Source organism: Acinetobacter sp. 826659 (assembly GCF_000588515.1).
GTDB lineage: Bacteria > Pseudomonadota > Gammaproteobacteria > Pseudomonadales > Moraxellaceae > Acinetobacter > Acinetobacter pittii.
In genome coordinates, this window is the sequence record NZ_JFYD01000006.1 from 23,422 (window position 1) to 38,575 (window position 15,154).

The 15,154-nt window shown below is 37.3% G+C and carries 16 protein-coding genes; 9 read left to right on the forward strand and 7 right to left on the reverse strand.

What is annotated here, in order from left to right:
• Positions 1 to 98: 98 nt before the first annotated feature.
• A complete protein-coding gene (locus J663_RS13060) occupies positions 99 to 1,715 on the forward strand; it encodes a purine-cytosine permease family protein (RefSeq protein WP_002114289.1) in 1,617 nt (538 codons plus the stop codon).
• 57 nt (positions 1,716 to 1,772) lie between these two features.
• Here the strand turns inward: J663_RS13060 and J663_RS13065 are convergent, their stop codons facing one another.
• Positions 1,773 to 2,228, reverse strand: a complete 456-nt coding sequence (locus tag J663_RS13065; protein ID WP_000376211.1) for an Lrp/AsnC family transcriptional regulator — start codon at positions 2,226 to 2,228, stop codon at positions 1,773 to 1,775.
• 156 nt (positions 2,229 to 2,384) lie between these two features.
• On the opposite strand from J663_RS13065, the gene J663_RS13070 reads away from it, so the two are divergent.
• Positions 2,385 to 2,996, forward strand: coding sequence for a LysE family translocator (locus tag J663_RS13070; protein WP_000885232.1), 612 nt, complete (start codon positions 2,385 to 2,387; stop codon positions 2,994 to 2,996).
• A gap of 70 nt (positions 2,997 to 3,066) precedes the next feature.
• On the opposite strand, the gene J663_RS13075 is transcribed toward J663_RS13070, so the two are convergent.
• Positions 3,067 to 3,678, reverse strand: coding sequence for a LexA family protein (locus J663_RS13075; RefSeq protein ID WP_005069871.1), 612 nt, complete (start codon positions 3,676 to 3,678; stop codon positions 3,067 to 3,069).
• A gap of 287 nt (positions 3,679 to 3,965) precedes the next feature.
• On the opposite strand from J663_RS13075, the gene J663_RS13080 reads away from it, so the two are divergent.
• Positions 3,966 to 4,199 (forward strand): hypothetical protein, encoded by a 234-nt coding sequence (locus tag J663_RS13080; RefSeq protein ID WP_002114518.1) that lies wholly within the window; start codon positions 3,966 to 3,968, stop codon positions 4,197 to 4,199.
• Between the two features lie 62 nt (positions 4,200 to 4,261).
• Here J663_RS13080 and J663_RS13085 read toward each other — a convergent pair whose 3' ends face one another.
• A complete protein-coding gene (locus J663_RS13085) occupies positions 4,262 to 5,380 on the reverse strand; it encodes a KGG domain-containing protein (RefSeq protein ID WP_033850227.1) in 1,119 nt (372 codons plus the stop codon).
• A 474-nt stretch (positions 5,381 to 5,854) separates the two neighbouring features.
• Here J663_RS13085 and J663_RS13090 point away from each other — a divergent pair, with 474 nt between their 5' ends.
• The gene (locus J663_RS13090) at positions 5,855 to 6,256 is read left to right on the forward strand and encodes a DUF6367 family protein (protein ID WP_002114331.1); all 402 of its coding nucleotides are present in this window, start codon (positions 5,855 to 5,857) and stop codon (positions 6,254 to 6,256) included.
• A gap of 139 nt (positions 6,257 to 6,395) precedes the next feature.
• The gene (locus J663_RS13095) at positions 6,396 to 7,274 is read left to right on the forward strand and encodes an SDR family oxidoreductase (RefSeq protein WP_032056399.1); all 879 of its coding nucleotides are present in this window, start codon (positions 6,396 to 6,398) and stop codon (positions 7,272 to 7,274) included.
• A 55-nt stretch (positions 7,275 to 7,329) separates the two neighbouring features.
• Here the strand turns inward: J663_RS13095 and katE are convergent, their stop codons facing one another.
• Both katE and J663_RS13105 read right to left on the reverse strand, forming a co-directional pair.
• Complete coding sequence (gene katE / locus J663_RS13100) at positions 7,330 to 9,474, reverse strand: catalase HPII (protein WP_081404751.1); 2,145 nt, start codon at positions 9,472 to 9,474, stop codon at positions 7,330 to 7,332.
• A gap of 41 nt (positions 9,475 to 9,515) precedes the next feature.
• Positions 9,516 to 10,934, reverse strand: coding sequence for an iron-containing redox enzyme family protein (locus J663_RS13105; protein ID WP_033850231.1), 1,419 nt, complete (start codon positions 10,932 to 10,934; stop codon positions 9,516 to 9,518).
• A 316-nt stretch (positions 10,935 to 11,250) separates the two neighbouring features.
• Here J663_RS13105 and J663_RS13110 point away from each other — a divergent pair, with 316 nt between their 5' ends.
• The 3 genes from J663_RS13110 (at position 11,251) to surA1 (ending at position 12,652) form a co-directional block, all read left to right on the forward strand.
• Complete coding sequence (locus tag J663_RS13110; protein ID WP_033850233.1) at positions 11,251 to 11,727, forward strand: CinA family protein; 477 nt, start codon at positions 11,251 to 11,253, stop codon at positions 11,725 to 11,727.
• Between the two features lie 279 nt (positions 11,728 to 12,006).
• Positions 12,007 to 12,219, forward strand: a complete 213-nt coding sequence (locus J663_RS13115; protein ID WP_033850235.1) for a hypothetical protein — start codon at positions 12,007 to 12,009, stop codon at positions 12,217 to 12,219.
• Between the two features lie 115 nt (positions 12,220 to 12,334).
• Positions 12,335 to 12,652 (forward strand): surface antigen protein 1, encoded by a 318-nt coding sequence (surA1, locus tag J663_RS13120; RefSeq protein WP_033850237.1) that lies wholly within the window; start codon positions 12,335 to 12,337, stop codon positions 12,650 to 12,652.
• A gap of 193 nt (positions 12,653 to 12,845) precedes the next feature.
• Here surA1 and J663_RS19420 read toward each other — a convergent pair whose 3' ends face one another.
• Positions 12,846 to 12,992, reverse strand: a complete 147-nt coding sequence (locus J663_RS19420; RefSeq protein ID WP_033850239.1) for a hypothetical protein — start codon at positions 12,990 to 12,992, stop codon at positions 12,846 to 12,848.
• A 906-nt stretch (positions 12,993 to 13,898) separates the two neighbouring features.
• On the opposite strand from J663_RS19420, the gene J663_RS19610 reads away from it, so the two are divergent.
• Positions 13,899 to 14,201 (forward strand): hypothetical protein, encoded by a 303-nt coding sequence (locus J663_RS19610; protein ID WP_068972722.1) that lies wholly within the window; start codon positions 13,899 to 13,901, stop codon positions 14,199 to 14,201.
• Here J663_RS19610 and J663_RS13135 read toward each other — a convergent pair.
• Positions 14,194 to 15,099, reverse strand: a complete 906-nt coding sequence (locus J663_RS13135) for a LysR family transcriptional regulator (protein WP_033850241.1) — start codon at positions 15,097 to 15,099, stop codon at positions 14,194 to 14,196. The two genes, J663_RS19610 and J663_RS13135, sit on opposite strands and share 8 nt — an antisense overlap.
• Positions 15,100 to 15,154 lie beyond the last annotated feature (55 nt).

Below are 15,154 nucleotides of genomic sequence, written 5' to 3' on the forward strand. Positions count from 1 at the left end.
ATTTTCAATTTTTCCCAAAAATCACACACTCAAAACCATCAAAAAACAATGATCAATATTTGTGTTGATTGACCGAAAATGATTGGGAGATTGATGTTATGAGTGTATCTGAACATCCAAATCTGGACACTGTGCAAGGTACAGATTCACAAAAAGCAGTGAATGAAACCTTAGAAGATTATACTTTACGTTATGCTCCACACAGCTTTCGGCGCTGGAGTCCCAAAGTTGTCGCTATTACTGCTCTTGGTGGTATTGCCTATCTTGCTGACTTTTCTATTGGCGCCAGTATTGGTATGTCTTACGGAACAACCAATGCTGTTTTCTCCATTCTATTTGCAGCGATTATTATCTTCTTAACCGGCATTCCTTTAGCCTACTACGCAGCGCGCTATAACATCGATCTTGACTTGATTACCCGCGGCGCAGGTTTCGGTTATATCGGCTCAGTCCTGACCAGTATCATTTTCGCCAGTTTCACCTTTATTTTCTTTGCCCTTGAAGGTTCAATCATGGCGCAAGGGTTATTGCTCGGTTTAGGCATTCCGCTTTGGGCAGGTTATCTCATCTCAACAGTTATGGTCATACCGCTGGTGATTTACGGCATGAAAGCCTTAAGTAAATTACAAGTCTGGACTACCCCGCTTTGGCTCGTTCTGATGATTGGTCCTGTGGCCTATCTGATTTATCAAGAACCTACTTTAGTCAGTCAATTTGCAACTTTTACTGGTAACGAAGGTTTCGCAACTGTAGACATGGCAGCAATCATGTTAGGTGCTGGTATATGTTTATCGCTAATCATGCAAATTGGTGAGCAAATTGATTACTTACGTTTCATGCCTGCTAAAACAAAAGAAAATAGCAAAGCATGGTGGGCAGCCGTTATTTCAGCGGGTCCAGGTTGGGTGATTTTAGGGGCAATTAAACAAATTATTGGGGCATTTTTAGGGTTCTATTTACTCACTAAAATACCGGGCGTAAACAGTACTGAACCTGTTCAACAGTTTAATGCGGCGTTTCATGACATGCTTCCGGGTTGGGCTGCTTTAACACTTGCAGTGATTTTGGTGGTTATTTCTCAAATTAAAATTAATGTGACCAATGCTTACTCTGGTTCCCTTGCATGGACAAGTGCCTACACACGTATTAGCAAACATTATCCTGGTCGTATTGTGTTTGTGATGGTGAACTTGGCAATTGCGCTTGCTTTAATGGAAGGCAACATGTTTGCGGTATTGGGTAAAATCTTAGGGTTCTATTCAAACTTTGCGATTGCTTGGGTTGTGGTTGTTGCAACAGATATTTCAATTAATAAATATGTGTTAAAACTTTCACCGAAAGAACCAGAATACCGCCGTGACATGCTATACAACGTAAACCCTGTCGGTATGGTTGCATTCCTTGTATCAGCAGGCTTATCAATTGCAGCATTCTTCGGATTACTGGGTAGCTTCTTAGCACCTTACTCACCGCTTATCGCACTTGTGCTTGCCTTTGTATTAACACCAATCATGGGCTTATTAACCAAAGGAAAATACTACATCAAGTCACACGATGACGGTATTAAAGAACCACGTTATGATGCTGAAGGTACTCCTGTAGCAACGGTTTATCACTGCCGCGTATGTGAGCAAGGTTATGAACGTCCAGATATTATGTTCTCTCATAAACATAACGGTACGATCTGTTCTTTGTGTAAAACACTCGATGCTTAAATATTCTTAAAACTAAAAAAGAAGCTTTAAAGCTTCTTTTTTTATATCTGATGATTCTTAGCCAATCGGGAATAAACGTTCAGGCACTACATCTTTCATCACAATGGTTGAGATGAGTCGTTGCACACTTGGAATAGCAGATAATTTTTCATCGTACAAACGCTGAAAAGCAGGTAAATCTTTAGCCACCACATGTAGTAAATAATCTGGCTCACCAAACAAACGCTGTGCCTGAATAATTTGTGGGATGTCTATCACGGCATTTTCAAACTTCTCGACTGCCTGTTTATCGCCCTCTTTAAGCGTAATAAAAACAATCGCTGAAAATTCAAATCCCACTAAGTTTGGGTCGAGTTCTGCCCGATAACCTTTGATAGCTCCTGACTCTTCTAAAGCCTTCACTCGTCTATGACAAGGTGAAATGCTCAAACCGACTTTTTCTGCCAACTCGGTGATAGATAATCGGCCATTTAATTGCAATTCAGCAAGAATCTTTTTATCTGTGCGATCCATTTAGAAAAATTTACCCCAAATGAGTGTGATATGAGCAAACATTTAAAAGCACATTCTAAATACATGAGCATATTATTTTCAACAAGCTCGAATAAATAGGGATTTTTTCTAAACCACGAGTGAAACCTTTGGAAAATAGTTCGCCGAGATAAGCATATGGCTTTTAACATTTTTATTGCATTTTGGAGTGTCTCCATTCTTTTTATTATTACGCCAGGGGCAGACTGGGCCTATGCCATTTCAGCAGGGATTAAAGGCAAAGTCGTCGTACCCGCCGTCGCAGGTATGCTATTTGGACACTTTATTACGATTTTATTGGTAGCGGCTGGTGTTGGTCTGCTTGTAGCAAATAATCCAACTGCTCTAATGATTCTTACTGTTGCGGGTTCTGCTTATTTGTTATGGATGGGTATAAATTTATTACTTACCCCTCCTACTCCGAACGAATCTGGTTCTGAAAAAGCTCAGTCATGGTTGAGCTGGGCAACCAAAGGTGTTTATGTGAGTGGCTTAAACCCGAAAGTTTTTTTGCTCTTTTTAGCCCTGCTTCCTCAATTTATTGACACCACTGCTTCATGGTCAGTAACGACACAAATTCTTGCCTTTGGTGTTGTCCACATGATTAGCTGCGCAATTATTTACTTAATGGTGGGTTATGGTTCAGAGGCTATTTTGAAAACCAGACCACAAGCAGCACAGTTAGTCGGCCGTTTTTCAGGTGGTTTAATGGTCGTTATCGCAACGTGCTTATTGATTGGGCAAATTTAAAAGTCATTCAGCAAAAAGTTACTGGCCTCGATTTCAGGTCAGTAACTTAAATAATAAATATAAGAAAAAATTATCTCATTCGTTTGAGGTTATAAGTCACGACTCCCCAAATAACCAGTTCTTGCCCCTCTTCAATATAAATATTCTGATAATCAGGATTTTCTGCTTTTAGCCAAACTTTAGGTGGATGAAATTGACTATCAATCATTAAGCGCTTAACAGTGAAATCATTGTCGATGAGTGCAATCACAATATCACCCGATTTAGCGGGAATACTACGGTCCACAATAAGCGGATCATTAATATCAATTCCAGCATCTAACATTGACAACGAGTTGGCTTTGACAATAAACGTGGCATTTTCATTTCTAATTAAATATTCATTTAAATCGAGTGCTTGCTCAATATCATCTTGTGCAGGCGAAGGAAACCCTGCCGCAACACGTTCTGTTGCCAAAGGAATGTGGTAAATTTTATCGTTATTCGGGTGGACCTGCTGAACATTAAGTTTTGAGTTAAAGTCGGTCAAGTTATTGGTTTTGACATTATTCAGTAACCAATTTTTGATAAAGTTGACTTGAGATTCAGGAACACGAATGACTTTGGTGGGTTCATTGAACTGTGCTTTACGTCCGGCATTTTCTCGTGCACCGCCATGCTCGAACTCTTTTTTCTTTGGCATATTGCCTCCATTACACTGTTCAAATCCTACACAAACAATGTAACTTGAAAAAGTTACATTTTCAAGTTGACGAAATATTTTTTTTGCATAACAATAAATCTCATGATCAGATTTTAATCCATTTTGCTTTTAACAGGGATGTTTTAACCAAAATGGCAATTTGAAGAAAATCAAAACCTATTTCGAAATAGTCGTTATCGCTGACTGTTTTTTGATTTTTATCAAATGAGATTCTGAACACTTAACATTCTGGTTAAATTCAGTTTTTTGGTATGGAGACATGCGAAATGAAAAATCAACGTGATGCGGTTTTAGGTTATGCAAATGAGCAACATGCTTATTATATCCGCCTAATTGAAAATGATGCAGTTTTAGGTGAAAGCTACGGATTATTTTGTGAAAATCCGGATAGCGAAGCAGCCGAAAGTATTATGACGACACTTTTTTTGAAAAAATCTTTTTGGTTAAACGGTTCTGAATACCTTGATATTGTAAAAGGCCTACAACCTCTCCCTCAGTAAATACAGTAAGTAAGCTAAAAACAAAGGAGGCAAAAGCCTCCTTTGTTTTTAAAACATTCTGCTTAAGACGTAAAACGTCCGTAGGCATCACGTTTTTGATTACGAGAGTTTTGACCACGGCCATCATAATCATCATCGTCATCACGGCTGCGACCACGACCTCGTCCGCCTGAGCGACCACCGCGATCGTCATCGTCGTCATCATCACGGCTGCGACCTCGGCCTCGTCCACCTGAGCGGCCACCGCGATCATCATCATCGTCGTCATCACGGCTGCGGCCACGGCCTCGTCCGCCTGAACGGCCACGATCGTCATCATCGTCGTCATCACGGCTGCGACCACGACCTCGTCCGCCTGAGCGACCACCGCGATCGTCATCATCATCGTCATCACGGCTGCGGCCACGGCCTCGTCCGCCTGAACGGCCTCCGCGATCGTCATCATCATCGTCATCACGGCTGCGACCACGACCTCGTCCGCCTGAACGGCCTCCGCGATCGTCATCATCATCGTCATCACGGCTGCGACCACGACCTCGTCCGCCTGAACGGCCTCCGCGATCATCATCATCGTCGTCATCACGGCTGCGGCCACGGCCTCGTCCGCCTGAACGGCCTCCGCGATCGTCATCATCATCGTCATCGCGGCTGCGACCTCGGCCTCGACCACCTGAACGGCCACCGCGATCGTCATCATCATCATCGTCATCACGGCTGCGGCCACGGCCTCGTCCGCCTGAACGGCCGCGATCATCATCGTCATCGTCGTCACGACTGCGACCTCGGCCTCGTCCGCTTGAACGGCCACCGCGATCATCGTCATCATCGTCGTCGTAACGGCTGCGACCACGGCCACTTGAGCGGCTACCGCGATCGTCATCATCGTCGTCATCATCACGACTGCGACCACGACCATTACGGCCATCATTTTTATGACTTAAGGCACCCGCTTCACGTGCTTCTTCAGACGTAAATTCATGAGCGTTACCACTTGCATGGGCTGCTCGGCCAGCTTCACGAGCTTCTTCAGAGGTAAACTCATGTGCATTACCACTCGCGTGAGCAGCTCGCCCACCTTTGCTGGCTATTTCTCGTACTCTTTCAGGATCCATACTTGCAAATCCACGATTTGAAGTACCTGTTCTATTGTTATCATCATCTTCATATCTAGTATTAGCCATAGTTATATCTTCCTATATTTAATTATAGTCACTACCGCTTTTAGTTAACGGATTTAATAACAATAGAATATCTATAATATTTTCCCACCCAAGTGATGTATCAATCCTTTTAAATGTATATCAATCAAAAAATGATATTTATTATAAACGTATTATTTTTAAAATATTTTAAAAATTTTGATTATTAATAATTTTACTCTTTAAATAATGAACACACTCATTATTACCTAATAGTACACTACAATATAGTTTTACAAACACAGTTAAAATAATTTAACTGATAACAAAAAATTTCAAAATGTACAAAACAGTAAAATAACACAACATCAGGTCTATTGAGAAAATAACAAACAAACAATTATTTTAATTAAAAAACAATAACATATATCATTACATTTTCAGAATTAATTTACTTGAGAGATTAATATGAATATTTAAAACTAATTTTAATAAGATGGTTTGAGTAACTTAACTATGCAATTAAAAAATCAACAGTCAGCTCTACAATATATCCATATTTCTATCCCTGAAATTTTACTAGGACATATTAAGTCGAAAAACTCATGGCAGGACTATGACAAAGAATGGAGTTATAGATTAGACCCACCTCATGCAAGTCATCCCTTCCAAAGAGACTTATATATTATTAAGTCAAAAAATATAGAACATGAAGATATAAAACTATTGCTAGATAATATAGCTATTAAAAATAATAAAAATTCAGAAAATATAGATGGAGCAAAAGAAATTATTAAAAAAATATTAGACTTATCTAATAATATACCGATAGAAAACTGGTTAGAGGATACAGGAAATAGATCTATTATTGAAAGCATGATTGATAAAAACAAAATCAAGTTAATCGATATTATTTAGCCCTCAAATATAAAATATTTTTTTACATCCTTACAAATAAAATAACAAAGACAACTTATTAAAAAATTCATTTTACTCACATTTACGCGGTAACAGCTCACTATATGAAAATTAGATATTACAACCGAGGTATTTAAAAATGGAAAACTCAACAAACCAGTATCCAACATCTGCCCCCGCACAAGTTCAATCTCATCAACCAGGTGATCAGGAAAAAATGCATCCTGAACCTGAGATAATAAAAAGCTCACATAAAGGTAGCGATAAGCTAAAAGGCAAAGTTGCCGTTATTAGTGGTGGCGATAGCGGTATAGGTCGTTCTGTCGCAGTATTGTTTGCTCGTGAGGGCGCTGATATTGCGATACTTTATCTCGAAGAAGATCAAGATGCCGAAATCACTAAACAACTCGTTGAAAGAGAAGGACAACATTGTCTTTTATTAAAAGGTGATATTTCTGATCCAGATGTTGCAAAACTCGATATTGATAAAGTTCTACAACATTACGGTAAAATTAATATTTTAGTGAATAATGCCGGTGTGCAATATCAACAAAAAGAAATTGAAAGCATTAGTAATGAGCAATTAGAAAAAACTTTTAAAACTAATATTTTCCCAATGTTTTATCTTACTAAAGAAGCCATTCCTTATATGGAAGAAGGCGACAGTATTATTAATACGACCAGTATTACGAGCTATCAAGGCCATGATGAGCTCATTGATTATGCAAGTACTAAAGGCGCGATTACTACTTTTACGCGTAGCTTATCGAACAATTTAATGAAGCAGAAAAAAGGAATTCGGGTAAATGGTGTTGCGCCGGGACCCATCTGGACACCATTAATTCCAAGCAGTTTCGATGCAGAAACCGTTAAGGAGTTTGGTAAAGACACCCCAATGGGAAGAATGGGACAACCAAGTGAAGTTGCACCTGCTTATCTTTTCCTTGCCTCAGATGATGCAAGTTACATTACAGGTCAAGTCATTCATGTAAATGGTGGTCAAATCGTAAATGGTTAATCCCTAAGATATAAAAAAGCCCTGAAAGTTAAAACTTTCAGGGCTTTTTTGTTTGTTAAGCCGGTATCTGAGCAGCTATTTGTTCTCGTGACCAAACACGATGAGCCATAATCTGGTTTTTGAAATTTTCAGCAATCGGCTGGAATTCATCTCCAACTAGAGTGCCTTCATCGGGAACTAAACCTAGCGGTTCAAGCAAATCAGATTTATTACCTAAAAACGCAATTGGTTTTAAATGCTTGTAAGCCTCTAATAGATAGTGGCGCGCTACGCCATCTTGCAGCACGGCATTTAAGTTATCGCCATCAGGAATGATTACCGCATCGTAAGCAATTGAAGGTTCAGCCATTTGCATACCATCAGCCACAATAATGTTGTCTTTATGGTCTTTTACAGGAGCTAAGCTTGGCGCTAATAAATGAAGAGTCACCCCTTCTTTAATTGCCCAGTTTTTCATAGCTTCTAATGCATCAGATTTGACTAAATTATGGATGAGTACTGCAACTTTTCGGCCTTGAATATCTTGGGGTGGGAAAGCCAAGAAAGATAATTTAGCCGATTTTTCAACTGCAGTTTTTTTATAATCTAGCGTTAAATCAGGTACTTCAATTCCTAAATTAGCGCCTACTTGTCGTGCTAAGTCGAGATCAATATTTGCCAAAATTTGTTGAACTTGACGCTCACGGATGTGTTTTCGTTGCACTTTACTTAACTCAAAAGTATAGGCATCGACCACATGCTTTTGCTCATGAGGGGCAAGACTCTTGTAGTAAAGGCGCGGTTGTGAAAAATGATCAGAAAAAGTTTCACTTCTTTGGCGAAGTTTATGTCCGCTAATCTGTTCAGGATAGCTTTCAAAACCACCATTTGAAGCAGCAGGTGGCGTTTCGGCTGGCCAATCATTATCAATTGAGTTTGGTTGATATGAAGCCTGCCCTTTATGAATCGTATGCTGGTGAATACCATCACGTTGATTATTATGGAATGGACACACAGGTTTATTGATCGGAATTTGATGGAAGTTTGGTCCACCTAAACGGCTTAACTGGGTATCGGTGTATGAAAATAGACGTGCTTGTAGAAGCGGGTCATTTGTAAAATCAATCCCCGGCACAATATGTCCCGGACAGAAAGCCACCTGCTCTGTTTCTGCAAAGAAGTTATCAACATTTCTGTTTAAAACAAATCGGCCGATTGGTGTCACTGGAACCAACTCTTCAGGAATAATTTTGGTTGGGTCCAATAAGTCGAAGTCAAAGTTCATCTCGTCTTCTTCTTCAACAATTTGTACACCGAGTTCCCATTCAGGATAAACCCCATTTTCAATGGCTTCATAAAGATCGCGACGGTGGAAATCTGGATCTTTACCAGCAAGCTTTTGAGCTTCATCCCAAACTAACGCACTTAAACCTTGTTTAGGGGTCCAGTGGAATTTCACAAAATGTGATTTTCCTTCGGCATTAATAAGACGGAATGTATGAACCCCAAACCCTTGGATTGAGCGTAAATTACGTGGAATTGCACGGTCTGACATAGCCCAAATCACCGCGTGTGCTGACTCAGGTACTAAAGACACAAAATCCCAAAAAGTATCGTGTGCAGTTGCTCCTGTTGGTATTTCTGTATCTGGTTCAGGTTTTACTGCATGAACAAAGTCTGGAAACTTAATCCCATCTTGCACAAAAAACACAGGCGCATTGTTGCCCACTAAATCAAAATTACCCTCTTGGGTATAAAATTTAATGGCAAAACCACGAATATCACGGACCGTATCAGCAGAGCCACGTGGTCCCTGCACTGTTGAGAAGCGTACAAAAATTGGAGTTTGAATGGTTGGGTCAGTCAAAAAACCAGCTTTTGTTAAGCGCTCATTTCCTTCATAAGCCTGAAAGTAGCCATGAGCACCCACGCCACGCGCATGTACAATGCGCTCAGGAATACGTTCATGGTCAAAATGAGTAATCTTTTCTCGTAAAATAAAATCTTCTAATAGTGTCGAACCGCGAATACCTGCCCTTAAACTATTCTGATTATCAGCAATTTTAACCCCTTGATTTGTGGTTAATGCTTCATTGGTTGCATCATCTCTGACTGAGTCTAATTGTTCAGTTTTTTGGGTAGTATTGGCTTTATTTGCAGCGTCAGCACCAGCCATTTCACTTGTTTTATTTGTTGATTTAACATTATCAGTCATGTTCATTACCTATGTTTTAAAGTTAAACGTGGGGTGAATTAAAAACTTCAAGAGTTAGTTTTGTTAAAGGAACTTAAATAGGGGAAAAGGAGTTCGACATATTTACGTGTGCTCCAGAGACCAATGCTTTTATGGTGTGAATCTGGGGCCAAAAACGGAGTCAGCTTGCATATTTTTATGGCAAGATCGGGTGTCTGACGTATACGCTCTTGGAGTGCATCGAGTTCGCCATCAGAAATATAGCTAAACAGATAATCTTGAATACGCTGGCTATTCTTTAGTTCTCTACTGTAGGCCAAGTAGTCAGAAGAATGATCACTACCTGCAATCCAGTCATGAATAATTTGTCGTTCTACAGGGTTAAATACCCCAAACATTTTTCCATTTTCTTCATTAATCATTCGCCAGAACACGCTCTGCTCAGGGTCGGTATTCAATTTAATCCACTTGTGATCAATGAGATGTGTAACTAAGCCTTTAACGTCTTCTGGATTTGATAACCATTGGTTAATGGTTTTGCATCCAAACTGTCTGGTTTCGTTATGTATTAGCTGACCCACGAGCGCTTTTCTTTTTAAAATTTTAAGGACTAAATCTTCAAGATTTAAATTTTTAATAATTTTTGAAGAAGAAACACCATGGTTATTAAGAGCAAAACCACGTTTTAATTTATTAAAGAAAGCTTCTTTATCTCTGTATTTATCGTAAATATTTTCTATAACTTTAATGGCTTTATCTGCATGTCCGTTATCAATATTGTCGATAGTAATGTGCAAATTAAAATATTTAGAATCAATACCCAGTTCAGCAAGTTCATAATTACTGATGAGTAGATGCAGTGGTAGTTGCTCATAACCTAAATTGAAGCCGACAATTTCGGGAATGAACTCTGGTGGAGCATAGCCAAGCGCCAGCTGAATCACAGCATTATGATAGTATTCATCTTCTAAAAGCAGATCAAAACTATCAAGCCCCAGACTACGTAATAAGTCATCATAAATACAGACATGGTTTGCTTTCGGCTCACCGAGTCCCAGCTCTTCTAGATAAGTAATAATAAGGTCATGAAAAACCGGATCGTTCCAGTAGTGAACTGAGCTATAGAGCCATGCACCGTCGACCTTTTTAGTTGGAGAGACCTTAATCAAAAATTCAAATGCCTGTCCGACATTCTGGAAATACTCTCTCTCACCCCCACTTTGTCTACGGTTTAGATAAGCCTGAAATAACTCACAATTTTGTTTATTGTCATTTTCACACCATTCTTTAACTGTATTTATAGTTGCAGGAAAATCAATTTCCTTTTGATCTATTTTATCTATTTCTTCATTAAGAAAATCTCTTGCTTTCTTCTCTTTTTCAAAACTAGAAATATCAGGATCAAGGAAAAAAACAAATAATTCGTAATAGTTCTGTTGATTATCTTGTAATAAGTCTAATAATCTTTTTTTCACTACAACAGGCATTTCTATTCTCCTTTAGTGAGATATAAATTACCATACTTTAACTGAACAATAATCCCAGCCTATCTTTGTTATATTACGTTATTAAGAAACAACTCATAATTTTAAAAACTTTATATTTCAACAACATAAAAAATAACACAAACTTACATTCTAACCTTTAGAATAATTTAACTATATGTTTTTATAAAAAATATATAAACAATAAACTATATTTACAATTAACTTACCTTTAAAATTATAAAGACTAAAAACTTAACAAAAACAAATTAAAAATAATCTTATAACTAAATTAAAAACAATTGCAAGGAGAATACAAATGTTTAACTCATGCTGCAAATTACTAGCACAAGAAAAAATTAAAATCGCTTTTTTTGAAAGTGCTTCGGCAGGTTATTTAGCTTACCGCTTTTCTTTGAGTCCCTATTCAGGTGATATTCTTATTGGGAGCTTAGTCAGTTACGACTTACGTGTTAAAGAAAATACACTTCATATTTCACCTGAACTCATTGAAAAATATACACCTGAGTCGATGCAAGTCACTGTAGAAATGATCAAAAAAGGTAAAGAACTCCTGAATGCCGATCTTTATATTGCGTGTACAGGATTATTAAAAAAAGGAGGTTCTGAAAATAAAGAAAAACCTGTAGGTACCTTTTTTTATTGTATTTATTATAAAAATAATTTTTATAATTTTAGACGTATATTTAAAGGATTACCCTATCTTAAACTTAGACAACTGCTCTATTACATTACTCAAGATATAGAATATATAATATTAGATAATAAAAAATAGCTTTCCTTCATAAAAGATAACAAATACATATTTAGAAATGATCATAGCTTTCATTTAACTTCTGTGTACCCAAATGTAATTTTAACTATATTCATATTAATTATGTTTAATCATTAAAATTACATTTTATAGAAATCAAGGTTTTATTTAATTTTTAAATTTACATTTAAATATAGGGTAACACCCCAAAGCTACACATTAAAAAAATTCATGTTTAAATAAACCTATCTGAAGCTCTCAGATAAAACACACATCATAAATGATATGAGGTAACTAAAGATGAGCACTACTAATAATCAAAGCAATCAACGCGATAATCAACAGCAACAACAACAGCAAAACGACAACCGCAACAACCAACAGCAGCAAGGCAATCAACAGCAACAGAACAATCAGCAACAACAGCAAAATGACAACCGCCGCCAACAACAAGGCTCTAATCAAAAAGATTCAGGCCAACAAAACTCAAATAACAATAATCAGCAACGTTAATCCGTTGCTGACTTAAATGTCATTTGATGCGGTCATTCATTTTATTTAGGAAGGTGCTCTCACCTTCCTAAATTTAACATAAGCATAAAATTAAATAAGAGAAGAGGAAAAACTGATGACAGATCAAAATACAGACCATACTCGACTAGTAGCTGGCGACCATAATTATTCTGACTCTCGCTGGCGAGAAAGTTATCTTACTCGACCTTATTATCAAGAAGCTCAATTAACTACGCCAGATCTGGATTATGATCGTGACTTTTCTGCAGCTTATGAACTAGGTCACCGTGCCCGTTCAGAATCTAAAGAAGGAACTCAGTTTGAAGATATGGAAGGTAGCTTGCAACAAAAATGGGAAGAACTCAAAGCTGAATCCCGATTAAAATGGGAACATGCAAAACAAGCCATTAAAGATGCATGGGATGACATGTAACATCCTTAATTGGTTCAAAGCATATAGCTTATTTCCTATTGGCCCTGGGAAATAAGCTTTTTATTATGGATGTGTGTATTAAACAATACTAACCAATTGATTAATTTTATATTTTCATTTTTTATTATGTTACATAATTTATAGTAAAAAGTTAGGGAAACCCACATAACTATGAGTTTCCTTAAATAAAAAATTATGAGTTTTTATCCATTTGTTGAGAAGTGGTTGGATCATTAGAGCCATGAGTTCCATCATCATCTGTTGAATTTCGATCTTGGCAAGCGCTCATACCCATGGCGATTGCAACAACCATACTCACTGCACAAAAAATTCTTAACATTGAGGCCAACCCTTATAAATCTTAAGATGTAGGCTTATGAATAACATTATCTTATGTTGGCCTACTGCTGTGGTTCTCTTAAGTTTTGTAGATTGTGCAAGCTTTTGTAAAAACTTGAATAAAATAAATGATAAAAAATTACTCTTCTTGCAATTGATATTTTATTTAAAATTTGGCAATAGCTATTTATTTAATTACGCCATATTCATAAAATTAAATTTGGTTACTCTTTTTTGCTTTATGTTTAGTCAAGTCATTGAACACGAACACTATATAAATAAACAATTAATAAATATTTGATATATAAACATTAAAAATTATTTTTATAATCATATTGAACTATTATTCAATAATTCCAATTGTAAATAACTCATTATTTTATTAATGAAAATTTAAAAATATTAATATTTGTTTATATAAACCAATCTTTTATTTTTGCAATTGACCCGCTTTAAGGCTCAGCTTATGATGCTCCGGCTGACCTATTTTGTCAGTCGGTTTTAGCAGACCGTCTACCTAAGCGCACTAAAAACGAGTTTTTTGGTGTGTAGCCCCTCGTGCCTTTGACGGAGGAACGGGAGTGGGACACCTTCGGGTGTGCTGGTTTCTTAGGTATCAGTCTGCTAACCCTCTTTCGTTTCACCACCATAATTAATAGCAGTGATTGGGCGCAACTTCTTTTATCAAGGAGTCTCTAATGACTATTATTTTATATCGTGTTATTTCATCTACTCTTCATTACGTTATCGATTTAGCTGAAACTATTTTCAAGAAAAAGCTCTATTTTTTTATGTTTCTGCTTTCTTCTTTGTTCAGAGTAAATATTTCCATATTTAAAGCTGGATAAAGACTAGAAAATTTCTATAAACAAGACTTAACGATAACAACAACCAATGAAGAGCAATAATGATGTTTTTTTTATATCGTATTGTTTTAGTGTGCACCCTATTAATAAGTTCTATAAATTTATTAGGTTGCAGATCTATTAGTAAAAATGAATTTAATACACATTGTGTTTGGGCCGGTCGTGCACTTTCACAATGCAACTGTATTTATAACTCTTTAGAAAAACATTATTCGCCACAATTTGTTGAGAACTTACCTAAAGTAAGCTTACAAAATATTGATGCGGATATGCACTTTGTGGAAACAATGAATGAAACAATGCACCAATGTCAGTTAAGTGCCAGAAAAAGTTTAATTAACTAATATTCGCATGCTCTACTAAGAAATCTAGAAAAGCCCTTACACGCTTAGGGACATATTTATCATGTCCTATCCAAACAGCATGGAATTCTTCCGAAGCATTGATATTCCAGTCTTCAAGGATTTTGACCAACTGTTTTTGTTCTAAAGCTTTTTTGACTTGGAATTGGTTAAGCTGTGCAATACCAGTACCTGCAAGCGCTAACTGTAAGATGGCTTCTCCATGATTTACCCTTAAAACCTTAGTGGGAGCAAGTCTGATTTCTTGATCGTCTTTTTTAAAAAGCCACGTTTTATTTTGACGTTGGTAACTCACATCTAAAAGCTGATGTTCGTATAACTCTTCTGGATGCTGCGGACAACCATTCTTTTCAATATATGTAGGTGAACATACATAATGTTTCTGAGTGCTTCCGAGTGAACGAGCAACCAAATTTGAGCTTTTCAAAGGTCCTGTACGAATTGCGACATCAATTCTTTGCTCAACTAAATTAATGATTTCATCACTCAAATGAGCCTCTAATTCAATTTGTGGATAGCACTCGTTAAATAAAGAAATACAAGGTAATAAAAAGTGTGTCCAATATGAAAGACTGGTATGAATTCTAATTCGCCCTTGCGGTATATGGTTTGCCGTAACTGATTGTTCTAGTTCATCCAGATTATTAAGTATTTGAATACCTTGCTCATAAAATTGGCATCCCTCACTGGTGAGTTGGAACTGACGTGTTGAGCGATTAAGCAACCTAACGCCAAGTCTTTTTTCCAACCGAGAAATTAACTTACTCACCGCAGACGGCGTCATGTCGCAAGCTCTTGCGACTGCCGAGAAGCTTCCTAATTCAACTACCCGAATAAAAATTGCTAACTCACCAGACCGATTAATATCAAAATATGACATAACAAAATCTATTTATGAATTTCATTCACAAATCTTATTCCGCTTATGTTGCTAT